This is a genomic window from Bradyrhizobium sp. Ken51, from assembly GCF_055807435.1.
Genome location: NZ_JBVVPB010000004.1, coordinates 1 through 23,873, shown reverse-complemented (window position 1 = coordinate 23,873; position 23,873 = coordinate 1). Strand labels below are relative to the sequence as shown.

The following is a 23,873-nucleotide window of genomic DNA, read 5'->3' as shown; positions in this document are numbered from 1 at the left end:
ACGTCGGAGCCTGACGATCGCCGAGCGACATGCCGTCCTACGACCGAACAGCGGCAATCATACTCAGCTCGACCGGTGCGCCCCGCGGCAACTCGGCCACGCCGACGGATGTACGCGTGTGACGACCGCGATCACCTAGGCGCCCGATCAGCCGGTCGGAGGCGCCGTTCATGACTTGCGATTGCTGCGTAAATCCAGGCGCCGAGGCGATGTATCCGACGAGCTGCAAGACCTGGGCGATCTTGTCCTCTCCGCCTGCTGCGTGGTTGATGGCCGAAATGCAGAGATCAGCGCAGAGTGCAGCGGCCTCCTGTGCGGCGGCGACATCGACACCTGCGCCGACTTTGCCTGAGTACAGCAGGTCTTCGCCGCGACGCGGCAGCTGACCACTGACATACGCAATTCCACTATGGATGATCACCGGCAAGTAGTTGCCGCCGGGCTTGTTCACGCTACTCATTTCGGTAACCTGCCTTCTTTCCACGTCCCGCTAAGCGATAGAGTTTCGCCGAATGCCAGGTTCGTCGCCGCGGTGAAGGATCGGACAATGGCAGGCGGCGAGTCACGGATCAAGGCTGCGCAGCTTCGCAGTAGGCGGCGGTGCGGATTCAGCCCGACAAGATACGCTCCCGCGAGGTCATGGAAGGACCTGCTACGCGGGCCGAAGAAGGCGTCCCCCTGAGAGGTGCCCGCGCTACCACGTCTCCGCGCCGGGGATTTTCTTGCGCACCGCCCGGCGCTGGATCCAGATGCAGCGACGCACGGATCTGTTGGAGCGGCCGACCGCGGATATTCCTTGGCCGGCCTGCAGCAGTGGCGCCACGTTTTCGCGTAGCGCGCGGCAGCGCTGGAGCTCGGCCTGCCAGTCGATGGTCGCGGCATCAGCGCGCGACGTAATCAGCGCCAGCGCGGCCACCGCAAGACAGCCCACCCGCATCATCTGGAGTTCCTCACTGTGACCCCTCTCCATCGCGCCGGTAGCGGAAGTCGCAATGACCGGCTCCCTGCATGATCGTTTGCGTCCGCGTGAGCTTGATGTCGGAGCCGAAACCTTCCGCGGTCGCGAAGTCGGCGGTGCAGATCAGGAGAAAGCCGAGTTCGGGCTCGCCGAGCGCCTTGTAGAACTCGGCATAGGCGCAGCGCGTGACGTCAAACGCGAATGAATCCTGCGACTGTTCGATGACTTCATAGGCGAGCGCATCGTCGCGGGCGTAGGTTTTGAATGCCGACGAAACCGCCTTGCCGAGATCGCTCTCGTTCTTGGCTTTCCAGAATTCCTCACCGAAACCGCGATAGAGATTGCCGAGCGCCTTGCGCACCAGCGCGTTGGCGCGCACCTCGCCGAGCTCGGCCTGAAGCGCCTTGACGAGGGGCACGAGCACCTGCGCCTGGATCTTTGCTTGCTCGATGACGGAAATGCTCATGGGCGGCCCCGCGTCCGAGACGACGGTAGCACATCAGTGTTGCTATAGGAGATTGTGGCTTGCCGGACCGAGGTCTCGACGAAAAGTCCGTGTACGCTCTTCGAGCTACGCCGGACACGCTTCTCAACGAGATTGGTGGCTTGCCTGGCCGTAGCTCGCGGCGGCAGCCCGCCTGCGCCCTTTGGGCTTCGGCGTGGCATCCTTCTCTCGCTTCGCGAGCGAAGGATGGTGGGCGCGACAGGGATCGAACCTGTGACCCCTACCATGTCAACGTGGGGGTCAACCGCGCATCTCGTTGATTTCCATGTACTTTCGATCAGGCCGGTGACGGCTCGTAAAGCCCTGTTTTCACGCTTTTTCGCGGCTTTGTGGAAGTCTCGTGGGAACGGCCCCGGCGCGCCCGGAGGCTCGTCATGAGTGCCGGAACGCCGCCCAAGGCCGGCATTCCCCTGATCGATCGCCTCCCGCCAGACCGACGAAACGAGATGATCATGGTCGGCCGGGAGGCGCTTTGCCGCTTCGCCTACGCCTACCAGGAGGTCTTCGACCACCACCTGGACCTGTTCGACTATCTCTCCGGGCGGGGCGCCACCGCGGTGATGATCGGGCGGATGCTCAGCGAGGTCGGCATCGCCCGGGAGGACGGCACCCCACTGCCGGCCGGAACGGTCTCGAGCGCCCTTTCCCGCGCGCGAGAGCGCGCGGCCGCCCGCCCGGGCGCGCCCCTGCACGCCCCTACAGCGCCCGGCATGGAAATGCAGGCCCCTGCAAAAGCCGGCAAGAACCTGCATGAACCTGCAGACCGCCGCCGTGAGGCAGGACTTCCCGCGCCTCCTTCAGGACGTTCGGCCTCCCCGCCCCCTCATCCAGAAATTCGGCCTTCGCCGAATTCGCCGGCAACCACGCAGGTGCCGGCGGTCACGCGCCGCTCAGCGGAACTTCTTGAGCAAGTCAGGAACAAACGGAATGATGATGACTAAGAAGAAGACTGTGCACTTTCAGCCCGCCGACCTTGTTGAGGTCGTCGCCGACGGGACGAGCGTCGGCAAGTCGACGCTCGCCAACCGCCTCTGCCATCTCTACCGCGAGGCGGGGCGGGCGGTGACGCTCGTGAGGATCGAGACGGGGCGTCGCCAGACCGCGGAGAGCGGCGCCGCGAACAAGGAGGTCTATATCAAGACCGAGGACTTCGCCACGGCCGCGGGCCGTACCGGCGGCCTGTCCGGCGTCCTCACCGCGCTCTGGGAGGAGATCCTCGAAATTCCCAAGTCGCGGAGCGCCGTGGTGGTGGATTGGGCCGGCGGCTCCTCCCTGCATAGGCTTGAAGTGCTGGCGAGCACGGCCTTCGACACGACCCTTGCGGGGATCGGCGTGCGGGCGCTCTCGATGGTGCTGTCGACGTCGTCGACGGAGTCGATGACCCAGGCCGGCACCTACCTGTCCGGCATCGAGGCGGTCGCGCCCGGTCTGCAGCGGGCGCTCGTCCTGTCCGGCCGCGCCGGCAATTTCGATTTCCCTCCGCTCAGCGAGCAGGCCGAGAGTTTGAGCCGCCTCCGCGACAATGCGGGCGAGATCCCGATCGTCACCATCCCGCGCGTCGCCGGTCGCGCGCTCGAGACGTGCGCCGACGCCGGCCTCGACGTCGCCAGCGCCATGATGATGGACGGCGATGCGCTGGCGCGCCGTCTCGGCATCGACCTCTTCCGCTCGCGCGCTTGCGCGTCCGAACTGGCCTTGTGGTGGCGTATCACCGGCAACATCCTGGCCAGGATCGCGGAGCGGGCGGATGGCAATCGCGCCGCGTAGGCTGGCCCGCCGCGTGGCCTTCCTGCTCCGCCAGCGCGAACACCTGCGCTCGGAGGCCGCCGCCTACGCGCTTCGGCACTACAGAATGCATAGGCGGCTGCCGGCCGGCTACGTCACGGCGCTTCTTCCAATCTCCAGCGTGCGACGCATCCGCGTGCGCGGCGAGATCGAGCACGTGCTCGGCATTGCGCGCATCTTGATCAAACTGAAAGCCATTCTCCGATGAATCCCAGCGATCAAAAAGTCCAGTTTCGCATGGGCTTGACAAACGGTCCGTGACCGCATACCAAATCAATGATCCAACAGTCTAGTTAGTTATATAACGCAGTCATGTTAGGCATAGCGGAGCCAATATCGTGCGCATCGATCTCGACGAACTCTCGCCTTTCCGGCTATTGTCGACCGCCGAGGTCGCGGCCGCCTTGGGCATCAGCGCCGGCTCGGTGCGCAAGGCGGAGAAGGACGGCCGGCTCAGGGCCATCAAGGGTTTCCGCGTCTTGTATTTTTCCGCACGATCCGTCCGAGATTTCGTGAGTGCCAACGGGTCCACGCCGGCGGCGCAGAACGGCGGCGGCGATTCCGGTCCGATGGACATGGTGCGCTGATGGCATACGTGAAGGTCCATCAGATCGGCGGCTACGGCGTGCTGCGGTTCGGCGACGGCTTCTTCGTCTCCGTGTACGAGGCAAAGAGGAAGACGGCATTCGTCCGGTCTCTTCACGAGCGCGCGTTCGCGATTGTGATCGGTGCCGTGCAGGCGCCGGTCGAACGCCGTATCGACGCTCGCGTGGGCGGGGCGCACTGATGGCGTACACCAAAATCCACAAGATGGGCGAGGAGTACTCGGTCTACGCGGACAAGGAAACCGACAATCTCTACGTCGGCGGCTATGACAAGGAGCGAAAGGTCTCGTTCTATCGCTCTCTGTCCACGACCAACCTCGAGACCGCGCTCGTCACGGTGCGATCACTCATCGAGCGCGGCATCACCGGCGATCCCAAGGACGCGCTCGTGCTGAAGCCGCTGCGCACGGTGAGTGAAGTGCTCGAATTCAACCGTGCGAAAGCGGAGGCGCAGGCCTCCGCCGAATTCAACACCATCGCGATGGAGCGCATGAAGCGTCTGATGGGCGGTTCGATGCTGCAGTTCATGGTGCCCAGCACGTTCGAAGCCTTCCGCGACGCCGCAATGGCGGAGGGTCTCGTCCTGTCGAGCGTCGACCGGACGCTGACGGTGCTTCGCAAGGCCTGCGCCGTGGCGGCCGGAGAGCGCCGCCTGCCGCGGCATCATGTGCCGCTTATCCCGTACTTTTGCACCAAGAATATCCTCCGCGCCGCGCCTCCCAAAGGCAGAGTAATGGAGATCGAGGAGATCGCCGCGGTCATCGACGAGGCCGACTTCATCCACTTTCTGATCTGCCTGGTCTGGCTCGCCAATCTCGGGTGCCGGATCGGCGCCTTGCTCGACGCGATCGCGGCGCAGATCGATCACCGCCGAGGGCTCGTCGATCTCAATCCCGCTGGCCGAGTCCAGACCAGCAAATGGAGGCCGACGCTCGCCATTCCCGAAACGCTTACGCCCTGGACGGAAGGTCTCCCGCCGGGTCATCTCGTGCAATGGCGCGGACAGCCGGTCGGCGAGATCGACACGGCCTTCAACGCCGCCTGTCGCCGTGCCAAGCTCGCATCCGGCGGCAACAGCTACTCCATCAGACACGCTCTCGGTCGCTTCATGCGTTCCAAGCACGTCGAGGACGAACAAATCGCCCTCTGGCTCGGCCACATCCAGCCGCCGCATTCGAATGAAACCACGCTCGTCTATAGCCCGTACTCACCGCTCTATCTCCGCGAGGCCAAGGCGGCCGCGGAATCGTTCGTGCGCGCAATCGCCCGCCACTGCCGCCGTCACGATCCGCTGCAGCCGCCGTGGATGAAGGCCTAGGAGATCGACCGACATGACCCGCAATGCGAAGACCGAAAAGAACTACCTCGCCCGCAGCGCGCAGATCGCCGAGGCTGAAGAGAAGGCCGCGCGCCGGAAGCTCGGCCCCGTGGAGCTCGTCAGGGCGGTGATGGCCAAGGAACTGAGCTCCTCGAGCGTGCGCCAGTACCGGTCGGCGCTCATTTTCACCATGACTACCGCGGCCAAGCGTCAGCCCGAGCATGCAGCCGCACTGAACGCCGCCATCGCGCTACTCCGAGATTGGCGCGCTCAAGGCCGCGCCACCGGCAAGCGCACGTCGCAGCAGAAGCAGAAGAACGACGTCGCGGACGATCTTGTGCGGATCGGCCATCGCGCGCTCTCCACCCTAAGCGAGAACGCCGACAACCTGGTCGACTGCCTTGAGTGCGGCGAACTGACGGGCGCCCGCTTCGTCGAATGGCCAACCGCCGTATTCGGGCCGAGCACGATGGCAGGCTACGCATGGGAGCTGACGCTTGTGAACGGCAAGAACAGCAACGGCCGGGCGCATGGCGAGACCCGCACGCTGCGTTGGACCGAACTGCCGGATCATTTCGTCTCGCAGATGATCCTCTGGATCGGCATCGCCAAGACCGCCGCGACGGAGGGGCGCTTCGATACGCTGCAGGATACGCTCGAGTCGCTGATGCGCAGGGTGACGAAGGCGCTATTTCCGCGCCGCACCCAGGCCGAGCACCCGACCTTGTCCTCGGTGCGCCACGCGGCGGCGGCGCGGTTCAAGGCGGCGTACGTCGCGACCGCCACTACCGAGGAGGAAAAATTGCGCGGGCTCGCCATGGTGGCCGCCTTGCTCGGGCATGCCTCCGACGCCACGGCGATGGAGCACTACGCCCGCGCGGACGGTCGGGACGGCCGCTATCCGGTGCCGGTCCCCGATGCCCTCGAAGTCGCCCGCATCCACCGGCGTTATTCCGAGCCCGATCTCGACAAGGATCCGAGCCCGGATACGAGCGGCACGGACCAGTTCGTTTAGCAGGGTGGCGCAGCCGTGCCAGCAGGAATTACAGGAGATCTTGAAGTGACAGAGCACCGCATCAACCTGCGCATGCCGTACTACCAGGCCTATCGGCTGTACCGCGGCCGCAGAGAGGTCGGCGTTCGTCTCTCGGAGAACGTCCCCATCATCGTTCGCGAGGTCGATCCGATCGAGGCGCCGGTCGCCTACCGCGTTCATACCGACGATGATTACGTGACCGATCGTCTGCACGAAGTGAGATCGTTCGAAAGCACGTGCTGGTGGTCCCTGATGGCACATGATGGTCCCGTCAGCGTCCATCGTTTCATCGAGTTCGCGGCGAGAGGCAAGCTCGGCTCGTTCCTCTCGTTCGACGAGCCGCCGCAAATCGGCGAGCGCGACGGCCGCACCATCGAAGAATTCCAACGCGCGTATCCGTTGCACCGCTACGGCGAGTGCGACCGCGATCGTCAAGTCCAGGCGACCGCGAAAGGAGCCCGGCGGCTCGTTTTCTGCGGCGGCTACGTCTACGTGAACGTCGGCGCCCCCGTCTGGTACGTGGCGGAAAAGCCGGCGGTCGGCCGGATCGATGTCTGGCTGGGCCACGAAGCTTTCGATCGCTTCAAGACCAATAATGCCTGGACCGCGGGACCCGACGACTACACGCAGCGCTATTGCTGCGAATTTTCCCGCGCATATGGACTGAGCGAGATCGACGCCGAGATCGAGCGCTTGGCGGACCTGAACACCGAAATCTGCTTTCGGTCGCGTATCGAGACAATGTTGGATCTCGAGATACCCGAACGCACGGCGCGCCTCTGCGCGCGCACGCTGTTCGGAGCCATCCGGCATTACACGTGCGACGACGCATTGCGAGAGGCCGTGCCGCTTCTCGCCGACATGGCCCGTATGAAAACAGCACCGACGGAAAGCGATCTGTTCCGCGTGCTCGAACAGTTTTCCCGCTTCAGGGATCCCAGTTTGATTGAAGGGTACCGACACGCAACCAGCGCGGCACACGACATCGTCAGACGCCTGAATACTCTCGGCTGCACGCCGCTCGCTCAGGAAGACGAAGACGCCCTCGCAGCGCTCGGATCCTGAGGCGCAACGCTCATGATGAATGGCACGACAGGAGGCCCCATGGCGACCCCGCAGTTCTTTTTCGCCCAGCCTCAGTTTCGCGCGTCCGCCTCTGACCTGTCGCTCGCTGTCGCGAGCGACTATTACAAGTTCGAGATCTTCGCCACGGCCGAAGACCGTGACGCACGCTGCGGGCCCACGGCACATCCTGACGTCAGGTACGTGCGAGCGACGGTGGAGGAGATCGTAAGGAACGATATCGGGCTCGATGACATCGGGTGCGGGGTCCCCCTCGATCACCCGCATTTCGAGCAGATCATGGCCCCTCTATTCGACGCTGCGATGGAGAAGCTCTTTCGTGACATGCCGAAGAGGTTGAAGTCGGGAACGCTCGCTTCGACCGGATTGTTCGTCGCTCGCACCCGATTTACGATTACCGCGCAATGTGACGGCGAGTGGGTCAGCTTCCCGGTCGAGGCCATGACGGCTTTCGAGGATGCCGACCGAAGCGTGACGGACCGGACTCTCGAGTGGTTGCACGACCGTCTCGTCCTCACGACGTCGCCCCCGCTGCTCAGCGCACGCCCGAATTAGCCCGGCCAAAACATCGATCATCGATCGCACCCCACCGGCTGCGTCGCAGAACCATCGATGATGACGCAGGATCGTACCAAGTTCGCGTGTTCAGCATCGGAGGCGCATCGCGCAAAGACCTGCGTCCGCTTCCTGGATCTCTGCGCTTTGCGCCAAGCGGCACCAGCCATAAATAGTTTCGCCCTACTTTGTTCGCGTCTTGAACGAAAGTGGCAGTAGCGCCCCAGCGAGGGGCCTCCAGACACTTTGGGCCGTGGTTAGATGCCGTCAACTTGATGATGTTTGTATTCTTCGGTCTCTCGACAATCGTCCTGCCTTCCATCCAATTCGAAATGATATCGAGCGACGGCGTCGTCGGGGTGAGCGATCGCGAAGGCTTTCAGCCACTATTTGTCGTTTCGTTTGCCCGCACCAGGCGATGAGGCGTATGCACTCTCCCACTCCGTGATGAGCGCCAGCTGCTGGCTCGTCGCGTCCGCTCTCGGGCATAGCAGCTCGTACACTTGGAACTCCGCGGATAATCCCTTGGGGCTGATCCGATCGATGCTGCGGAAGAGAAACTCTTCCTCTACCCGCGCTTTGATGGCCTCGCTCGCCAGTACCGTGGTCCCGTAGTTCCGGTTCAGTCCCTCAAGGCGCGCGGCGAGGTTCACGGCAGCACCAACCGCAGTGTAGTTCATGCGGTCGCGCGATCCGATGTTGCCGACGCCGACGTCCCCGACGTGGAGACCAAACCGGGTCCGAATTGGGGGAGACCTTCGGCGGCGAACTCTGCATCCAGCCGGCTTTGAGCACGACGCGGCCTCCAGCCGTTTCGCAAGCGGCGACGGCCCATCGCTTGGCTGCGGCTTCGATGAGCATCGCGCGTGCGATGGCGCCGGTGCTGCGAAACCTGTCGTGAAAGCCGCTTACGCCAGTGCTGGCCCCCGTCAGCTGCATTCCGTATGTGGGATTGACGAATTGCGGACCTGTATTCGCGGCGCCGTATTCGACTCGGTAGCCAGCATTCCCATAAGGCGGTCGCGAGACGGCCCTACTGGTCCTCTTGCTCTAGTTGTTCGGCAAGTCCGTCGTATTCTTCAGTGAGATCCTTGAGCTTTTCGGCGAACTGCGGGTGACCCGTCCCTTCGGCCAGTTGACGCAACCAAAGCGCCCTCTTGCGCGACCTTTCCGTGTCACGATCGATAGGAGCCGTTAGATGCATTTGTCTTTCCTCCTATGCTCATGGAAAAGCCGCCCTGAAGAGCGGCCTTTTCATGCTGACGTAATTTTGTGCGGCGCTCGAGCGCCCGTCCTTGGCAGACGTTCCCTCGGACAATCCATCGTGCAGCGCACCAACCGCTTCGTGCTGCCGCACATCCACCGGCAGTGTTGCACTAGGCTCGCGGAGACTCCGTGCTTCCCTAGCCTGATCACCGAAGGACATTACGAATGAGCCAAGCCATGGTCGCGGCATAGGCAAGTAGAGCAATGCGGATGCCCGCTGCCAGTTGAGGTTTTGACACAGAGCCACATTCACGACCAAACCTTCCCGCCCGAACGGGTGTGTTGATAGTCAGGATTTTCCCGACGGGCGACAAGCGATCTCCCGACTGCCTGGCGAGCTGCCAATCACTATATTCCGTTGGGCCTGAAGTGATCGTGGAGACTCGAAACGTATGTTTTTGAGGGGCCGGCCGGCAACTTTTTGCGCAGCATCAGAAACTACCCGGTCGTAGAGCGAGAAACTTCGCGTGTAGATGCCGGCAAGTCTCGGGCTGCAGGTATGGGCCTTGCGTGTACACTCACCTGCCTGCTTCTGTTCGCAAGTGCAATTGCTTGATCGACAACTTCACTCTACCCGCAACGTCAACCCCGCGCGTTGTCGAAACAAGCGCTCCTCACAAGAGCAGCTCGGCAGGAGTCATCTGAATGTACGGCAGCCTGCTGCTACTCGTCTTTCTAATCGCTCTCTCCGCCTTCGGCCTCGTGGCCTTGGAGGTCGCGGCGCGTCGATCGCCTGGCGGTAAACCTCAAGCGACCAGGCCGAAGCGGCCTGTGAGATAATCCACGTTTCTCGCTCCATGCTGCTGGAGATTGCTGTCAATAGCCGCCGTGCAACGGCGGCTATTGCGGCGGTCTGTCCTTTATCGGCAGATGCGCACCCTCTTTTGGCGATACGCCTTCCGCGGCAGCCGCGGTTGACCATGGTCCGTACCGTACAAGCTTTGATGGTGAGCATCTATGGCCAACAACCTGAGAACATGCTTCTGACGCGCAGCTTTTGTAAGCCCACATTGTTGAACACCGGAAGAACCTAAGCTTTCGGCAATCGCCTGTTGGTCCTTCAATCTGCTCTTGGACGACCTCCCGGACCTGCTCCCGCTAACTCTTCAAACCTCCCTTCCAGCTAGTGGCGAGTTGCTCCAAGTCCACGAAATCCGCAGCCAACCGCCGGCATGTGGCAAGCTGCTCCTTGATTTTCCTTTTCTCTTCGTCTCGGTCCATCTTTGTTGGACGGCCTAGTGGGGGTTGGTTTCAACTGTTGGGAAGAAGCCAGAGAAGTTATCCGAAAGATAGGGCGGGAAGCAGCGCTTCTTAGGTCCGTACTGGCCGAAACGTAGCAGACAAACGACTTTGAAACCTAGCTCCGTGACCTTCGCCGGCTTCGAGCCGTTGAACGCGATCCGCATCTCTGCCGTACGACGAACGGCTCGCTTGCGCTGCCACAAACGAAGCTGTCTCCCGGCGGCAGATGGAGGAGACACGGAAATGAATGTGTGGACTGGAGCTGCGATGCTCGCGATCGCAGCTATCCTGATCGCCATAGGTCGTCCGAATAGGAGCGGGCGAGCACCCACGATTTCTGCGATTTGGAGGGGCGCTCGTTCTTTATCCGCCCGTCATCCTAACTTTTGTGGCGCTCGGCGCTGCGGCCGTCATTTCAGGATTACTCCCCAAATAGCGCCTTCCATAGCGCTGGATGGTGGGCTGGCCCTAGCCTACCGCGTACAAGTACAGAGCCACGATCAGCATAAGTATCGAGACGACGCTGACGATCCACCCCACAGGCCCGTTTGCGCGGGAGCCCCACAATGTCGGCCCATTCTCTTTTTTGGGTGTCATTCTCTCTCCTTGAACGGAGAGTACCAGAGCGCGGCCTTTCAGCACATGAGGCTTCTTAGCACAGTCCGGTTCGGGCATGATCCGGGGGAGATTCGGATCGGAGGCTCGTTTTGCTGGTTGCACTCGTCGTCGTTTTCGTCGTGGTTTATGCCGCTATAGCGCTTGAGCATCCGATCCAGATAGAGAAGTCCGCTTCCGCCCTTTTTGGCGCCGGCCTGCTCTGGACGATCTATGCCGTGGGGGCGACTGACCACGAAGCGATCGTCGGTCAGCTCCGCGAGACGATCGGTTCCACGGCAGGAATCATATTCTTCCTGATGGGCGCAATGACCATTGTCGAGGTCATCGACGCCCACGACGGATTCGAGATCATCACCTCGCAGATCAACACAAAGAAGTTGACGACCCTGCTGTGGCTCATCTGCGCCGTGACGTTCTTTCTGAGCGCAGTGTTGGACAATCTCACCACCACGATCGTCATGGTTTCACTGATCAGGAAGCTGCTGGACAAGCAAAGTGATCGGCTATTGTTCGTCGCGATGATCGTGATCGCCGCGAACGCAGGCGGCGCGTGGTCCCCCATCGGCGACGTCACCACTACCATGCTGTGGATCGGTGGCCAGATCACCGCTCTCGCCATAGTCAAGACGCTGTTCCTCGCGTCCCTGACAAACATGCTGATCCCACTGTTCATCGTGAATTACCAGCTGCGCGGGCGAACTTTCGCGGCTCCCAAGGCCGATGGTAGCGACGTCTCCTTCACGCCCGCCTTCGAACGAAACATCATGTTCACCCTCGGGGTTGCCATCCTGGTCCTGGTGCCGGCGTTCAAAACGGTTACCCACCTGCCGCCCTTCATGGGCATCCTATTCGGTTTGGGTACATTGTGGCTCGTCGGAGAGGTCATTCATCGCCGGAAGCAACCGCAGGAGAGAAGGCGCTTGACCGTGGCGCACGCTCTCACGCAGATCGATCTCAGCTCAATCGTCTTCTTCCTGGGCATTCTACTGGCGGTTGCCACGCTGGAGCACACCCATATTCTCGCCGCCCTTGCAGCTTGGCTCGATCAAAGCATCGGCCGCACCGACGCAATCGTGCTTGCGTTGGGGCTGCTCAGCGCGATCGTCGACAACGTTCCCTTGGTCGCAGCATCGATGGGGATGTATGGAATGAGCCAGTATCCACCGGATAGTTTCCTTTGGGAATTTATCGCCTACTGTGCGGGCACCGGCGGATCGATACTGATCATCGGCTCCGCTGCGGGAGTTGCCGCCATGGGAATCGAGAAGGTCCAGTTCATTTGGTACATGCGAAAGATCAGCGTACTCGCGCTCCTCGGATACTTCGCCGGAGCGGCGGTCTACATTGTGCAGTTCCGGCACTTTCACTGAACCCAGGACGCGCACGCGCCAGGCAGCTTGAATGGACCCGGTTGCTCTTCAGAGAGCCAACGCTCCCCTTCAGCCTTGCAGTCTGCAGGCGTGCGCGGCCGCAGCCCGGTTGCGCGTGCTATCCTTGCCGACCGTCCAGACGACGCCTGGGATGCGCGGGGATCCACGCTGCTGTACTTTTCAGCGTGTCCGACCCCTCCGCAGGGTCGCGAGACGCACCACCCGCACCGGCGTGACGTCGAAGGATTGAAGGCCCGAATTGGGCTGTCTTCGGGACGAAGCACCGCTCAATTTCCAACCACAACAAGCAGAAGCGCGGAAGCAGACATGTCCGACGAGCGACGATTCGACATCTTGTCCCCGGAGTTTCACGCGAAGCCTTTCACGACGCTCGACCGCATGCGAACCGAAGGCCCGGTTGTGCGCTTGAGATTGCCGATTGTCGGCCGCACCTGGCTTGCGGCAAGCCATGAGAGCTGCGCAGAACTGTTGAAAAACAGCCAGGACTTCGCGCGCGATCCCGCCAACGCTGGAAGCAGGACGCAGAAGCGGATCTTGAAGGTTCTCCCGAGGACGCTCGGGCTTCTTGCGTCGAACATGCTTGGCCACGATGATCCGGAGCACCGTCGCCTGCGTGCCCTCGTCGATGAGGCCTTCCAGAGGCGCACGATCGCAGCTCTCAAGCCGACGATCGTTCAGACGGCCGATCGGCTGCTCGACAAGCTGCACGGCAAGCCCGAGGTCGATCTCATGGCAGAGTTCTGCCGAGATCTGCCTCTTTCGGTAATCTGCGCGATGCTAGGGTTGCCGGAGAAGGATCACGATCGGTTCAAGAACTGGTTGGGCGGGTTGAAGGACACTGCGAATGTCTTTGCGGTGATCCGCGCCATCCCCGGTGTGATCAGCGTCGTGCGGTACCTTCGGCGCGTTTCGAGACCCGGTGGCGGGGCGCGGCCCGAGGGGTTGATCGCTGCGCTGCGCGAGGCGGAGATCGAAACCCAGAGGCTCAGCGAAGACGAAATCGTCTCGATGATCTTCCTGCTCTTCGGTGCGGGGCAGGAAACCACTACGCATCTAATATCGGGCGGTCTCTACGCGCTGCTTACGAATAGCGACCAGTTGAGCCGGTTGCGCCAAGACCCCGGCCTGATGCCGACATGCATAGAGGAATGTCTTCGTTACGTCTCCCCCGTGCAGATGACCAAGCCCCGTTTCGCGACCCGGGATTTGATCTGGCAAGGACGTCAGTTCCGGCGCGGCGAGATGTTTGCGGCATTCCTTGCCGCAGCGAACTGCGACCCGGCAAGGTTCGAGCGGCCCCACACGTTCGACATTACGCGCCACCCAAACCCGCACCTTTCGTTCGGCACCGGCGTGCACTTTTGCCTCGGCTTTCAGCTCGCGCGAGCCGAGGCGTCGATCGGAATTCAGCGCATCTTGGATCGCTTTCCCGACTTGCGGCTTGCCCGCGGGGCCGAAGATATCAGGTGGCACAAGCGGCTTGGCATCCGCGCGCTGGCGCGATTGCCGGTGCGACTAGCGGCCTGAGGCCGGTAGCTCCTCTGGGATCAAAAGTCCTGACGATCGGCTGCTCGGCGCCTTGTCACCTCTCTCGATCACCGAAGGATGTTGCGGATATGCCAGACCATGGTGGCGGCATACACGAGGAGAGCGATGCAAATGCCAGCCACCAGTTGAGGCTTCGAAAGAGACGCTCTCGTCAGGAAGAAGACGATGCAAAACAGGACGACGACGCCCAGCAACGAGGGCACATGTTTCATATTCGCCTTCCAATCCTTCTGGGCCGCTGGCGGCAATGCTGCCGTTCCGCACTCAAATACGTCGCCTCGGTCATCCCGCCTCCGGTTCACGGGTCGTACCTGCACCGCGGCGCTTGATCTCCGCCGCGCGAACCTCGACCGACATTTTGGTGCGGTCGAGCGATTCGGCGATCGCCTCCCACGGCGCTACAGCCGCTCGCATCTCCAGGAGCTTAGCCTCGTCCTGTGTCCAGGCCTTAAGACGCCGCACGGGACTTCTCCGGCTCTTGCATACTCTGATTGGCCTTCCGCCTTAGTCGGCCGCGAGGCATCGCGGCTGAATGATACCCGTTAGATCTGCCCGCTGCGGGTGGAAATGAGCCGAATGGAAGAAGGACCTTCCACATTGGCGCTTGTGTACGCCTCTGCCGCTGCAATCAGTTGGGTGACGGCCGAACGGTCGTAGGCGGGGTGCCGCGGGTTCATGTGCAAGTCCGTCTCGATGATCATCACCTGGGTTACCCCGGAGGATTGGACCTCGACGGCAAACGACACGAACGAGACATGCGGGGCTCTAAAGGGCATCGGTTGGACTTTCACAAGCGCGGATCTGGTTGAAGCCCCAGGCGAGGCCGAGCATCGCTGCGACGAGCGAGCCGAGGAGGACTCCCAATTTCGCGGCGGTCAGCAATCCTTCATCCGCGAAGGCGAGCATGGAGATGAAGATGGACATCGTAAAACCGATGCCGGCCAGCAGCCCGACCAGCCAGACCCCGGTCCACGAAACTCCCGGAGCGAGCCGGCACCAGCCGAGTCTCACTGCCGCCCAGGTCGCGCCGACGACGCCGAGCGGCTTGCCGGCGACCAAGGCGAGCGCAGTGCCCAGCGTCACCCACTGCCCGCCTGCAGGCAGACTGGTGTTCGTCAGGCTGACCCCGGCATTTGCCAGCGCGAAGATAGGCATGATGACGTATGCCACCCACGGATGCAGCGCCGTCTGCACCCGAGAGACCGGCGGCAATATCTCACGATGAGCGACCCGAATGTCCCGCAGCGGCTGCGCCAATCTGTGCGGATCCTTGACCTTGACCGCATCGCTGCTTCGCAACTGCTTGAGAGCGCGAGAGACCATCTCCAATGGTGGCTCCCGCAGAGGGATTGCGCGCGCGGGAGTCACCAGCCCGAGCAACACACCGGCAAGGGTTGGATGGATCCCGGCCGTCATGAACCCCATCCAGACCAAGGAACCAGGCAGGACGTAGAATAGCGCAGACCCAACCCCGATCCGTTGAAAGCCCAGAACCGCGAGAATACCGATCGTCGCCATGACGAACCCGCCGGGCTGAAGGCCTGCGGTGTAGAACAGCGCGATGATCAGGACTGCAATGATGTCGTCGATGATCGCCAGAGCGAGGAGGAAGACGCGCAGATTGACCGGGATTCTTCGTCCGAGCAGGGCGAGCACTCCGACCGCGAAGGCGATGTCCGTCGCCGTTGGCACGGCCCAGCCCTGCCCTCGATCCGGGCCGGCGTTGAGGCTCAGATAGATGAGTGCCGGGAGCACGACCCCGCCAATCGCCGCAATTAGCGGCAGCATGGCCTGGTCAAGCCTGCTCAGCGCGCCTTCGTGAATCTCCCGCCGAATCTCCATGCCCACGACCAGGAAGAACACGGTCATCAGCACGTCGTTGACCCAGAAATGCAATGAGCGCGAGAAGACCAGCTCCCCCAGCGCAATCGTCACCGGCAGGTGCCAGAAGTCGTGATAGCTGCGAGCCACCGGGGAATTCGCCCAGACCAGCGCAGCGGCGGCGGCAACGAGCAGGACCGCACCGCCGAAGGCTTCGACGTGCAGGAAACGCTGAAGAGTGCTGAGGGCCTGTTCGGCCAGCAGCTGGGCTTTCGGCAGATCGTCAAACGGAGGATTGTGGTTCACGGGCGCAGGGTCTCCGCGTGGCGGCCCGACCATCGCTTCCCTGTCGCTGCCGATACAGCGAACACCCGACGCGGGTTATACATGGCATGGGCGCCATTTCAACCTCGGACGACGGAACACTGCTGGGTGGGAATTGACCGTGGAGAGTTCAGTCGGCAGTGCTGCATCATCCGCCCTCTCGGGTGGCGGTTCATTCCGGGTGTGCTCGCAGGCGCTCGGAATCCTTTCAGCCTCAGGAGGGGTACCGGCGCAGCTGTTCAGGCCGTTGACCTCGATCAGGCTCATGCGGCGATCTCTCCGTGCACGCCGCCGTCTTAATATCCTCCGGCGTGACGGAGACCAGCACCCGGCCTTCCTGGAGCACGGTGACGCGCTCGACACGACACCACTCAGCTGTTGAATTGGTCAATCGCCTAGCCAAGCTTGGGCTGGTGAATCGAGGGATGCTCGATGCGTTCGCTTCAGTAGCTTAGGCGCTCTCCAGAAGGAACTTGAGAAACTACCGGGCGGCACGCCCATTCAATCGTCACCTGAGACAATTTAGGCCTTGGGCTGGGCCCAATTAGAAGAGCTGATGCCCCGGAGTACCCTCATCTTCGGATATGTACTAACCGGTCAGCAGCCCTGAAAATAGAGCTGCAGCGCCGAGTCCAATGAACGACAGAATTAAGGCCAGCACAACTTCGAGGCGCAACATCTTCCGCCGCCCGCCCGTAGGATTGGGAATCCCAATGGATATGAGGACGCCTGCAGCCACGAGCAAGGCAGCTCCAATTAGGATCTTCATGTTCGCCTTCCTTCTTAAGACAGCAATAGCATCCAAGCCGGCGAGTGGGGCCGATCGGCTTGCCTTACAAGGGTGACCAGTGCGCTTTGGTACTGACTACTTTCAGGACCCACCCTCGTGTCGAAAGTGATAAGATCCCGCCAATGCGTAGCACTTCGGCACGCTACTGGGCATCCGACGAGCCAGCACTTGATCATCTCGAACGCCATGGACTCATCAGAGGCCGCGTGCCTACAACCAAACACCTGGACCGATCAATTGTTACATATCGGTACAACATAAACACGAGCGCAATGGCGGCGAAGACCTCGAGTGAGGCTGCCGCCATGTTCGTGTGGGATTGAAAACGACGAGCATCACTGTCCGCTTCCTCGAATGGGCGTCCTGAAGCGCCCCAGCTTCTCCGGTGATCCATCACGCTTTGCTTTGCGATGCTTGTCCAGCAGCACCGATAGAACCCGGGATGGCGCGCAACTGTAACCAGCTCGATAAAGCGGCTACATCCAAAGGGTCTGAAACTAATCGCAAATCCTTTTGCGGACCGTAACACGCTCGCCAAATCGATTTGTTCGATGACGGACAACAATTCGGCAGTCACGATCTCGATTATAGGAATCATAGAAGTGACGACGATGATGATGACGAGGCCTGACATGTAGGCCGTTTGGACCAACACTGAATTCGACGGCGTTCGAAGTTCCGGCACTCGTTGCCAACGCGGCGATCAGCACCGCCGCCGCGATAATCGACTTCTGCATCTGCAATCTCCTCGGGCTAAACTTCCGAACTCGCGGCTTCTCAATTCGTCCCTGCCTATGCCAAACACACTCGAATGCAAAATGATCGCTCCGTCGGTACGTATTTGTACCGAGCTTCGATCTGCTTAACCCGCCTGCATTCGCAGTCACGACGTCGCGCATGACAAACAGTAAACGACCAACGATTCTCACTGCGCGCGAGAACAACAAAATTTGACCCTGGCCCTTCACTAAACACGTTGCTTCTTTGGAATGGGCACAAGATGAAGCCTCAAAGCAGATTGAGCCGATCAGAAGCAGATCGCCCGCGGCTAAAGAGACCAACACAGTTTGCGCGCCACAGCTTACGCGCTACGAGATCACGCCAACTTATTGAGTTCATCGACCTCCACAGGCCCCCATGGCAAAGCTTGTACGGCGGCGTACGAATTGAACGAATATTAAAAGACAGTTGGTGCCGTAGGATTATAGTGGGCACGAAAAACAACGATCCCAGGCCAGAGCTAGACTGATCCATCTTTCGGATAGGCCTTCTCCAACTGGCGACATCCACCAGGAGGATCGACATGAGCACGGGCAATTATCTGCACGTCACGCGACGGCGATTCTTGAAACATACCGGACTGGCTATAGCTGCTGCTTCGGCGCCGCCTCTAACCGCACCATTCATCTCGACGGCTCTTGCTGACACCAAATCTCTGTCCATCGTGCAATGGAGCCATTTCGTTCCGGAGTATGATAAATGGTTTGACCAGTTCGCAAATGACTGGGGTGTGCAAAACAACATTAGCGTTTCTGTGGACCATATCCCGGTGGCGAACGTCGCCGCCCGCGCGGCTGCCGAAGCCTCGGCCCAATCAGGTCATGATCTGTTCGGCTGGAACGGCGCAGGGGGGGCACACCTCTACCGCAAATTCCTCGTCGATATGACGAACCTCGTCGAGACGACCGAAAAAAAGTACGGCAAAGTCAGCGGGATTGGCCGGCAGATCGGTTACAATCAAGACGATAGGACCTGGTCGGCGTTTCCCGATTTCTACATCAACTTTCCTGCAATGTATCGTAAGAGCATGTGGGACGAGATCGGGATGGAGCCGGACACTTGGGACAACGTTCGTATCGGCGGCGCCAAACTGAAGGCCAAGAACCATCCGGTCGGCATCTCACTCGGGCACAGCAACGACCCCAACACGACTTGGCGGGGCCTGCTGTGGAGCTTTGGTGGCAAGCTCCAGGATTCGGACGGCAAGAACGTTGCGCTCAACAGCAAGGAGACGATCGAAGCCGTCAAGTTCGTCACCGCGCTCTACAAGGAAGCGATGACTTCGGAGGTGCTATCGTGGGACGACTCCAGCAACAACCGCTATCTGGTTGCGGGCGTCGGTTCGATGATCGTCAACCCGATCTCGGCCTATCGCACATTTCAGAAGGCGAACAAGAGAGGCGCCGACGATACGTTCGTGTTAGCTCCACCGAAGGGACCGGTCCGCCAAATCATGGGTGGCGCTTCCGAATTCTACGGAATCTGGAAGTTCGCCAAAAACAAGGAAGGTGCGGTCGAGTTCCTCAAATACTACGCCGATCACTGGCCGGAGGCGTTCAAGGCGAGCGAAGGCTACAACAACCCTTGTTTTGCGAACCTTGTTCCGAAGCCGATGCCGATCTTGTCGAATGACCCGGGTTCGACTCCGAACGACAAGCTCGCGGTGTTGCAAGACTCTGACCAATGGTCGGCCTCTCCTGGATACCCGGGTCCGTCTTGGCCCGCCGTGGACGAGGTCTATAATACCTTTATTCTCTGCGACATGATGTCGAAGGCCGCCACCGGCCAGATGTCTGCCGATGAGTCGGTCAAGTGGGCGCACCAGCAGGCGGAGACGATTTTTGCTAAGTGGCACGGTAAAACCTGAGGTCTTGCTCGGACACGCTCCCGCCGCAGTGCGGATCACGATCATAACCTCCGTCCGCTGACCACATGATTGACGCCCTCGCTGAATTCGCTGGAGGTCCGATGTCTGCGGTATTGACTAGGAATATTGTCAAGAACTTCAGCGGGGTCCCTGCCGTCGACGGCATCTCGCTCACTGTGCCGGATGGCGAATTCATGGTGCTGCTCGGCCCGTCTGGTTGCGGCAAGACGACGTTTTTGCGCATCATTTGCGGACTCGAGCAACAGACAAGCGGCGATCTCCTAATCGGCGGCAATGTCGTCAATGACATTCCGCCCCGCGCGCGCGGGGTGGCCATGATGTTTCAGAGCTATGGTCTCTATCCACACTACACAGTGCGCAACAACATCGCCTTTCCATTGCGCACGCAGCGCGTGCCCTCGCAGCAAATCGACAAGAAGGTGGAGTGGGCTTCGCAGTTGCTCGGCATCAGCCACCTTCTCGATCGGCGCCCGCGCCAGCTCTCCGGCGGCGAGCGGCAGCGGGTCGCGCTTGCGCGTGCGTTGGTCCGCGAGCCGACGGCGCTCCTGCTGGACGAACCTCTGTCCAATCTCGACGCCAAATTGCGCACTTCGGCGCGCCAAGAGATCAAGAACTTTCAGCAGCGCGTCGGCCTCACTACCATCTACGTAACCCACGACCAGGTCGAAGCAATGGGCATGGGCGACCGAATCGCAGTCATAGACCACGGGCGAATTCGGCAGGTCGGAACACCAACCGAAATTTACGAGCATCCCGCCGACGTTTTCGTCGCAACGTTTGTTGGTGCGCCGCCGATGAACATCATTAGCCGAAACGGGGGCGGCTATCTGGGATTCCGACCGGAGAATTTCCTGCCGGGGGATATGATCGAAGACGGCGGCGCGATCGAATTTTCGTTTCGCGTCGATCGCTTCGAGTACCTCGGGTCCGAGCGTATCGTCTACGGCGTTATAGACGGTTTCGATTCAAAACTGCCGATTACAGCGAAGTTGCCGTCGGCGCACGTAGCCGAAAACAGCATTCGTCCCGGCGAGTGGCACTCGTTCGCAGTGAAGAACAGAGCGCTGCGCCATTTCGACGGCAGCGGCAACCGCAGCACACAACACTGAGCCGGAATTTGCCAATGACTGCCATCGCAGAGCCAGTTGCCAAGCCGGTTTCGCGCTTTCATTTCATCCTCGATCGGCGCGAAGTGCTGGAAGCGGTTCTCGTAGCGCCGGCGATCCTCTACGTCCTGTTGCTGGTGGGCTTGCCGCTCTTGCTGGCGGTCTACTATTCGCTCAGCGCATATACAATTTACAATCCTACCTGGAAGTTTGTCGGTCTCGCAAATTTCGAGCAGATCCTCCAGGATCCAACATTCCTCGATACGCTGCGCAACACCTTCATTTTCACATTCGCGTCGCAACTGCTCGGTCTCGTGCTCGGTAAATTTGGCGCGTTTCTTCTGTTGCAGCCCTTCCCCGGCCGCAAGATTGTGCGAGCGCTGATCATCCTGCCTTTTGCGGTGCCGGTGGCGCTCGCTACAATCGCCTGGGAATGGATGTTCGATTCTCTCTACAGCGTGATCAATTGGACCATGATCGCCGCCGGCTTGCTCACGCGCCAGGAGGCGCCGAACTGGCTAGGCAATCCCTACCTCGCGATGCTGTGTATCGTCATCATTAACGCCTGGCGCTTCTTTCCATTCGCTATCGTGATCTTCCTCGCTGGCATTACTGCGGTTCCGCAAGACGTGATCGACGCTGCAACGGTAGACGGCGCGGGCTTCTGGCGCCGCAATTACCAGATCATCCTGCCGATGATCCTGCCGATCATGGCTATCGGCCTGATTTTTGGCATCGTATTCACTTTCACGGACCTTTCCATCGTCTTTCTGCTGACCATGGGAGGCCCCGGTGGCGCCACTTCCGTGCTGGGCTTTGCGGGCTTTCAGACCGGCATAGTTTCCGGAGACGTGTCGCACGGCGCAGCCGTTTCTCTCTTTATGTTGCCTGTGCTGATGGTCGTGGTGATCTTCATGCTGCGCTTCATTCGTCGCCGGGAGATCTGATATGTCGCCCGCTGTTGCCCGCCCGCTCCGCGCGGCCGCTTTTTACCTCGGTATCGCATTCTTCTTGATTCTAGCTGCGTTTCCGTTCTACTGGATGGCGATCACGGCATTCAAACAAAACAGTGATCTTTACGACATCGCTAATGTCCCTTTCTGGTTCAACGAGCCACCGACGCTTGAGCACGTCAAGTATTTATTCCAGGAGACACTGTTCGCGCGCTGGCTGCTGAACTCTCTGATCATCGGCGTCTGCGTCACTGCCATCACGTTGGTCACCGCGATTCCCGCCGGCTACAGCCTAGCACGCATGACCAGCCGCAAGGGTGAAGCACTCGGTATCGTGATCTTCCTGACTTACCTGGTGCCGCCGACCTTGCTGTTCCTGCCGCTGTCTCGAATCATCGCTGAACTTGGTCTGCAGAACTCGATGTGGTCGCTGGTGCTGGTCTACCCGACCTTCACCATCCCGTTCTGCTCGTGGCTGCTGATGGGATTTTTCAAGGCGTTGCCAGTGGAGATAGAGGAGGCCGCGATCGTCGATGGCTGCAGCTTGTTCGGCGCCTTCATCAAGATGGCGGTCCCGCTCTCGCTGCCGGCCATTTTGACGGTGGTGATCTTCACGTTCACCCTGACGCTGCAGGAATTCGTCTACGCACTGACCTTCGTCTCGTCGTCGGACCAGAAGCCGATCACTCTGGGAGTCTCCACCGACCTGATCCGGGGCGACGTCTTCTTCTGGGGCGAGATTATGGCCGGAGCCTTGATCGCCGCGGTCCCGGTGGCTATCGCCTACAATGTCTTCCTCGATCGCTTCATCGCCGGTATCACCGGGGGAGCCGTCAAGTAAGCTGACTTGCTTCGGACGCGGAGCGACGGTCATCCGGAAGCCCGCATTGGCGGGATCCCTTTCATCCGAGGGGACTTGCGTCGTCCACGGCGGCCGAACGAGGCGTCGGCGGTCTTCAGCCCCGCGGCCGCGGCGTCAGCCAGGACACCGCATTTGTCCAGGCCGCCCATGCCGTGCATCTCGTTGCAGACCTTCTTGCTGCCTGCATCTGCTGAAGCATCTGCGCAGGCACCGACGGATGCCTACCCAGGACCAAGCTCGCGTACCCAGCCGGTGGTTCTGGCCTCCCCAGCGAGGATTTCAAGCCGTACACGGGTGCGGCATCACGTTTCGGCCTGAACGTGCGTCTAGCGACCTGAAAAGGGGTGGGGAGAGGCGCCCCCCTTGCACCGGAACGAGCTGCCGCGCAGGCCACCCTTCCGGCACGTTCTCACAAGAAAGACTCCCGAGCGGCCGCCCCTTCTTTTCCCGCGTGCTCTTCAGCCTCTTCGGCAAGCTTGGTCCACTCGCCTACAAGCGGCAACCAAGGTTGCCTTGCGAGTGGGCTGCCCGCACGTTCTGCGAGTTGCCGGCATTCGCCGGCCTCACGCCAAAATCGATCTACATCGGTCTTGCTAACGTGCATAGTCGGCAGTTGCTGGCGAACCGTACACATTGGCTTCCGCCACCTTCTCCCGATCCCCGCCCAGCACGCGTTGCACCGAGACGAAGAACACCGGCACCATCAGCAGCGCCAGGATCACCACCGCGATCATGCCGCCCATCACGATGCTGCCGAGCGCCTGCTGGCTGGCGCCGCCGGCGCCGTGGGCGACGGCCATCGGCAGCACGCCGCAGATGAAGGCGAGGCCCGTCATCAGGATCGGGCGGAAGCGCAGGCGACAGGCCTCGATGGTGGCGTCCACCAGCGGCTTGCCTTCTTTCCGCAGATCCTTGGCGAACTCGATGATCAAGATCGCGTCCTTGGCCGCAAGTCCGATGATGGTGATCAGGCCCACGGTGAAATAGACGTCGTTGGGCAGGCCGCGCAGCATTGCAGCGACCACGGCGCCGACGATGCCGAGCGGCACGGTGAGCAGCACCGCCAGCGGAATGGTCCAGCTCTCGTACAGCGCGGCCAGACACAGGAACACCACGAATACCGAGAGCCCGAGCAGGAACGGCGCCTGCGAGCCCGACAGCTTCTCCTGCAGCGACTGCCCGGTCCATTCATAGCCGAAGCCGCGCGGCAGCTTGCCGGCGAGCCGTTCCATCTCGGCGATGGCATCGCCGGAGGTGAAGCCGGGTTTCGCCTCACCCGAGATGCGCACCGCCGGGTAATAGTTGAAGCCGGTGATCTGCGTCGGGCCGCGCGCCCATTCGACGGTGGCAAAGGACGAGAACGGCACGAGCTGGCCCCGGCTGTTCTTGACGTTGTAGTTGAGGATGTCCTCGGTCCGCATGCGGTCGCGGGCATCGGC

At 61.1% G+C, this 23,873-nt stretch carries 28 protein-coding genes; 15 read left to right on the top strand and 13 right to left on the bottom strand.

The window, feature by feature from the left end; genetic code table 11:
* Nucleotides 1–37: 37 nt before the first annotated feature.
* The 3 genes from AC0L27_RS09435 to AC0L27_RS09425 all read right to left on the bottom strand — a co-directional run bounded on the left by AC0L27_RS09435 (nt 38) and on the right by AC0L27_RS09425 (nt 1,424).
* Nucleotides 38–460, bottom strand: a complete 423-nt coding sequence (locus AC0L27_RS09435; protein ID WP_473318774.1) for a RidA family protein — start codon at nt 458–460, stop codon at nt 38–40.
* 234 nt (nt 461–694) lie between these two features.
* Nucleotides 695–940, bottom strand: coding sequence for a hypothetical protein (locus tag AC0L27_RS09430; RefSeq protein WP_354208306.1), 246 nt, complete (start codon nt 938–940; stop codon nt 695–697).
* A 10-nt stretch (nt 941–950) separates the two neighbouring features.
* On the bottom strand, nt 951–1,424 hold the full coding sequence (locus tag AC0L27_RS09425) for an L-2-amino-thiazoline-4-carboxylic acid hydrolase (RefSeq protein WP_354208307.1): 474 nt from the start codon (nt 1,422–1,424) through the stop codon (nt 951–953).
* 413 nt (nt 1,425–1,837) lie between these two features.
* On the opposite strand from AC0L27_RS09425, the gene AC0L27_RS09420 reads away from it, so the two are divergent.
* The 9 genes from AC0L27_RS09420 to AC0L27_RS09380 all read left to right on the top strand — a co-directional run bounded on the left by AC0L27_RS09420 (nt 1,838) and on the right by AC0L27_RS09380 (nt 7,845).
* Complete coding sequence (locus AC0L27_RS09420) at nt 1,838–2,404, top strand: hypothetical protein (protein WP_473318768.1); 567 nt, start codon at nt 1,838–1,840, stop codon at nt 2,402–2,404.
* On the top strand, nt 2,391–3,230 hold the full coding sequence (locus AC0L27_RS09415) for a hypothetical protein (protein ID WP_473318764.1): 840 nt from the start codon (nt 2,391–2,393) through the stop codon (nt 3,228–3,230). Before AC0L27_RS09420 ends, AC0L27_RS09415 begins: the two co-directional genes overlap by 14 nt.
* Nucleotides 3,211–3,456, top strand: a complete 246-nt coding sequence (locus AC0L27_RS09410; protein ID WP_473318762.1) for a hypothetical protein — start codon at nt 3,211–3,213, stop codon at nt 3,454–3,456. The genes AC0L27_RS09415 and AC0L27_RS09410 overlap by 20 nt, the downstream gene beginning before the upstream one ends.
* Nucleotides 3,457–3,586: 130 nt before the next feature.
* Nucleotides 3,587–3,835: a helix-turn-helix domain-containing protein gene (locus tag AC0L27_RS09405; RefSeq protein WP_473318760.1), complete on the top strand. Its 249-nt coding sequence runs from the start codon at nt 3,587–3,589 to the stop codon at nt 3,833–3,835.
* Nucleotides 3,835–4,035: a hypothetical protein gene (locus AC0L27_RS09400; RefSeq protein ID WP_473318758.1), complete on the top strand. Its 201-nt coding sequence runs from the start codon at nt 3,835–3,837 to the stop codon at nt 4,033–4,035. Before AC0L27_RS09405 ends, AC0L27_RS09400 begins: the two co-directional genes overlap by 1 nt.
* Nucleotides 4,035–5,171 carry a hypothetical protein gene (locus AC0L27_RS09395; RefSeq protein WP_473318756.1) on the top strand — a complete coding sequence of 379 codons (1,137 nt, stop codon included), beginning with the start codon at nt 4,035–4,037 and terminating at the stop codon, nt 5,169–5,171. The genes AC0L27_RS09400 and AC0L27_RS09395 overlap by 1 nt, the downstream gene beginning before the upstream one ends.
* Before the next feature lie 13 nt (nt 5,172–5,184).
* Nucleotides 5,185–6,186 carry a hypothetical protein gene (locus AC0L27_RS09390; RefSeq protein WP_473318754.1) on the top strand — a complete coding sequence of 334 codons (1,002 nt, stop codon included), beginning with the start codon at nt 5,185–5,187 and terminating at the stop codon, nt 6,184–6,186.
* A gap of 15 nt (nt 6,187–6,201) precedes the next feature.
* Nucleotides 6,202–7,272 (top strand): hypothetical protein, encoded by a 1,071-nt coding sequence (locus AC0L27_RS09385; protein WP_473318752.1) that lies wholly within the window; start codon nt 6,202–6,204, stop codon nt 7,270–7,272.
* A gap of 39 nt (nt 7,273–7,311) precedes the next feature.
* Entirely contained in the window at nt 7,312–7,845 is a 534-nt protein-coding gene (locus tag AC0L27_RS09380) for a hypothetical protein (protein ID WP_473318750.1), read from the top strand.
* A 386-nt stretch (nt 7,846–8,231) separates the two neighbouring features.
* Here AC0L27_RS09380 and AC0L27_RS09375 read toward each other — a convergent pair whose 3' ends face one another.
* Entirely contained in the window at nt 8,232–8,654 is a 423-nt protein-coding gene (locus tag AC0L27_RS09375; RefSeq protein WP_473318938.1) for an adenylate/guanylate cyclase domain-containing protein, read from the bottom strand.
* A gap of 224 nt (nt 8,655–8,878) precedes the next feature.
* Nucleotides 8,879–9,049, bottom strand: a complete 171-nt coding sequence (locus AC0L27_RS09370) for a hypothetical protein (RefSeq protein ID WP_473318748.1) — start codon at nt 9,047–9,049, stop codon at nt 8,879–8,881.
* Nucleotides 9,050–11,060: 2,011 nt separating this feature from the next.
* Between AC0L27_RS09370 and nhaD the strand changes: the two genes are divergently transcribed.
* Entirely contained in the window at nt 11,061–12,341 is a 1,281-nt protein-coding gene (nhaD, locus tag AC0L27_RS09365) for a sodium:proton antiporter NhaD (protein ID WP_473318746.1), read from the top strand.
* Nucleotides 12,342–12,521: 180 nt separating this feature from the next.
* On the opposite strand, the gene AC0L27_RS09360 is transcribed toward nhaD, so the two are convergent.
* Entirely contained in the window at nt 12,522–13,070 is a 549-nt protein-coding gene (locus tag AC0L27_RS09360; RefSeq protein ID WP_473318742.1) for a hypothetical protein, read from the bottom strand.
* A 147-nt stretch (nt 13,071–13,217) separates the two neighbouring features.
* Between AC0L27_RS09360 and AC0L27_RS09355 the strand changes: the two genes are divergently transcribed.
* Entirely contained in the window at nt 13,218–13,889 is a 672-nt protein-coding gene (locus AC0L27_RS09355) for a cytochrome P450 (RefSeq protein WP_473318740.1), read from the top strand.
* A 68-nt stretch (nt 13,890–13,957) separates the two neighbouring features.
* Here AC0L27_RS09355 and AC0L27_RS09350 read toward each other — a convergent pair whose 3' ends face one another.
* From AC0L27_RS09350 to AC0L27_RS09325, 6 genes are all read right to left on the bottom strand, one after another.
* Nucleotides 13,958–14,122 (bottom strand): hypothetical protein, encoded by a 165-nt coding sequence (locus AC0L27_RS09350; protein WP_473318737.1) that lies wholly within the window; start codon nt 14,120–14,122, stop codon nt 13,958–13,960.
* Nucleotides 14,123–14,192: 70 nt separating this feature from the next.
* Nucleotides 14,193–14,372, bottom strand: a complete 180-nt coding sequence (locus tag AC0L27_RS09345) for a hypothetical protein (RefSeq protein ID WP_473318735.1) — start codon at nt 14,370–14,372, stop codon at nt 14,193–14,195.
* Nucleotides 14,373–14,452: 80 nt separating this feature from the next.
* Complete coding sequence (locus tag AC0L27_RS09340) at nt 14,453–14,611, bottom strand: hypothetical protein (RefSeq protein ID WP_473318733.1); 159 nt, start codon at nt 14,609–14,611, stop codon at nt 14,453–14,455.
* A gap of 64 nt (nt 14,612–14,675) precedes the next feature.
* Nucleotides 14,676–16,070 (bottom strand): Na+/H+ antiporter NhaA, encoded by a 1,395-nt coding sequence (gene nhaA, locus AC0L27_RS09335; protein WP_473318732.1) that lies wholly within the window; start codon nt 16,068–16,070, stop codon nt 14,676–14,678.
* Between the two features lie 574 nt (nt 16,071–16,644).
* Nucleotides 16,645–16,824 (bottom strand): hypothetical protein, encoded by a 180-nt coding sequence (locus tag AC0L27_RS09330; RefSeq protein WP_473318730.1) that lies wholly within the window; start codon nt 16,822–16,824, stop codon nt 16,645–16,647.
* 518 nt (nt 16,825–17,342) lie between these two features.
* Nucleotides 17,343–17,582 carry a hypothetical protein gene (locus AC0L27_RS09325; protein WP_473318729.1) on the bottom strand — a complete coding sequence of 80 codons (240 nt, stop codon included), beginning with the start codon at nt 17,580–17,582 and terminating at the stop codon, nt 17,343–17,345.
* Between the two features lie 566 nt (nt 17,583–18,148).
* Between AC0L27_RS09325 and AC0L27_RS09320 the strand changes: the two genes are divergently transcribed.
* The 4 genes from AC0L27_RS09320 to AC0L27_RS09305 all read left to right on the top strand — a co-directional run bounded on the left by AC0L27_RS09320 (nt 18,149) and on the right by AC0L27_RS09305 (nt 22,413).
* Nucleotides 18,149–19,492, top strand: a complete 1,344-nt coding sequence (locus AC0L27_RS09320; protein WP_473318727.1) for an extracellular solute-binding protein — start codon at nt 18,149–18,151, stop codon at nt 19,490–19,492.
* Between the two features lie 101 nt (nt 19,493–19,593).
* On the top strand, nt 19,594–20,622 hold the full coding sequence (locus AC0L27_RS09315; protein ID WP_473318725.1) for an ABC transporter ATP-binding protein: 1,029 nt from the start codon (nt 19,594–19,596) through the stop codon (nt 20,620–20,622).
* A gap of 14 nt (nt 20,623–20,636) precedes the next feature.
* Nucleotides 20,637–21,566, top strand: coding sequence for a carbohydrate ABC transporter permease (locus tag AC0L27_RS09310; protein ID WP_473318723.1), 930 nt, complete (start codon nt 20,637–20,639; stop codon nt 21,564–21,566).
* 1 nt (nt 21,567) lies between these two features.
* A complete protein-coding gene (locus tag AC0L27_RS09305; RefSeq protein ID WP_473318722.1) occupies nt 21,568–22,413 on the top strand; it encodes a carbohydrate ABC transporter permease in 846 nt (281 codons plus the stop codon).
* 614 nt (nt 22,414–23,027) lie between these two features.
* Here AC0L27_RS09305 and AC0L27_RS09300 read toward each other — a convergent pair.
* Nucleotides 23,028–23,873 (bottom strand): efflux RND transporter permease subunit (locus AC0L27_RS09300; RefSeq protein ID WP_473318720.1); only part of this gene is annotated, 846 nt, incomplete at its 5' end.

Coding starts and splice junctions, on each gene's coding strand:
- AC0L27_RS09310 (WP_473318723.1), top strand. CDS start 20,637: ATGACTGCCATCGCAGAGCCAGTTGCCAAGCCGGTTTCGCGCTTTCAT.
- AC0L27_RS09330 (WP_473318730.1), bottom strand. CDS start 16,824: ATGAAGATCCTAATTGGAGCTGCCTTGCTCGTGGCTGCAGGCGTCCTC.
- AC0L27_RS09430 (WP_354208306.1), bottom strand. CDS start 940: ATGATGCGGGTGGGCTGTCTTGCGGTGGCCGCGCTGGCGCTGATTACG.
- nhaA (WP_473318732.1), bottom strand. CDS start 16,070: ATGGTCGGGCCGCCACGCGGAGACCCTGCGCCCGTGAACCACAATCCT.
- AC0L27_RS09370 (WP_473318748.1), bottom strand. CDS start 9,049: ATGCATCTAACGGCTCCTATCGATCGTGACACGGAAAGGTCGCGCAAG.
- AC0L27_RS09400 (WP_473318758.1), top strand. CDS start 3,835: ATGGCATACGTGAAGGTCCATCAGATCGGCGGCTACGGCGTGCTGCGG.
- AC0L27_RS09315 (WP_473318725.1), top strand. CDS start 19,594: ATGTCTGCGGTATTGACTAGGAATATTGTCAAGAACTTCAGCGGGGTC.
- AC0L27_RS09395 (WP_473318756.1), top strand. CDS start 4,035: ATGGCGTACACCAAAATCCACAAGATGGGCGAGGAGTACTCGGTCTAC.
- AC0L27_RS09325 (WP_473318729.1), bottom strand. CDS start 17,582: ATGCAGAAGTCGATTATCGCGGCGGCGGTGCTGATCGCCGCGTTGGCA.
- AC0L27_RS09305 (WP_473318722.1), top strand. CDS start 21,568: ATGTCGCCCGCTGTTGCCCGCCCGCTCCGCGCGGCCGCTTTTTACCTC.
- AC0L27_RS09410 (WP_473318762.1), top strand. CDS start 3,211: ATGGCAATCGCGCCGCGTAGGCTGGCCCGCCGCGTGGCCTTCCTGCTC.
- AC0L27_RS09435 (WP_473318774.1), bottom strand. CDS start 460: ATGAGTAGCGTGAACAAGCCCGGCGGCAACTACTTGCCGGTGATCATC.
- AC0L27_RS09380 (WP_473318750.1), top strand. CDS start 7,312: ATGGCGACCCCGCAGTTCTTTTTCGCCCAGCCTCAGTTTCGCGCGTCC.
- AC0L27_RS09340 (WP_473318733.1), bottom strand. CDS start 14,611: ATGATCATCGAGACGGACTTGCACATGAACCCGCGGCACCCCGCCTAC.
- AC0L27_RS09390 (WP_473318754.1), top strand. CDS start 5,185: ATGACCCGCAATGCGAAGACCGAAAAGAACTACCTCGCCCGCAGCGCG.
- AC0L27_RS09420 (WP_473318768.1), top strand. CDS start 1,838: ATGAGTGCCGGAACGCCGCCCAAGGCCGGCATTCCCCTGATCGATCGC.
- AC0L27_RS09415 (WP_473318764.1), top strand. CDS start 2,391: ATGATGATGACTAAGAAGAAGACTGTGCACTTTCAGCCCGCCGACCTT.
- AC0L27_RS09425 (WP_354208307.1), bottom strand. CDS start 1,424: ATGAGCATTTCCGTCATCGAGCAAGCAAAGATCCAGGCGCAGGTGCTC.
- AC0L27_RS09320 (WP_473318727.1), top strand. CDS start 18,149: ATGAGCACGGGCAATTATCTGCACGTCACGCGACGGCGATTCTTGAAA.
- AC0L27_RS09350 (WP_473318737.1), bottom strand. CDS start 14,122: ATGAAACATGTGCCCTCGTTGCTGGGCGTCGTCGTCCTGTTTTGCATC.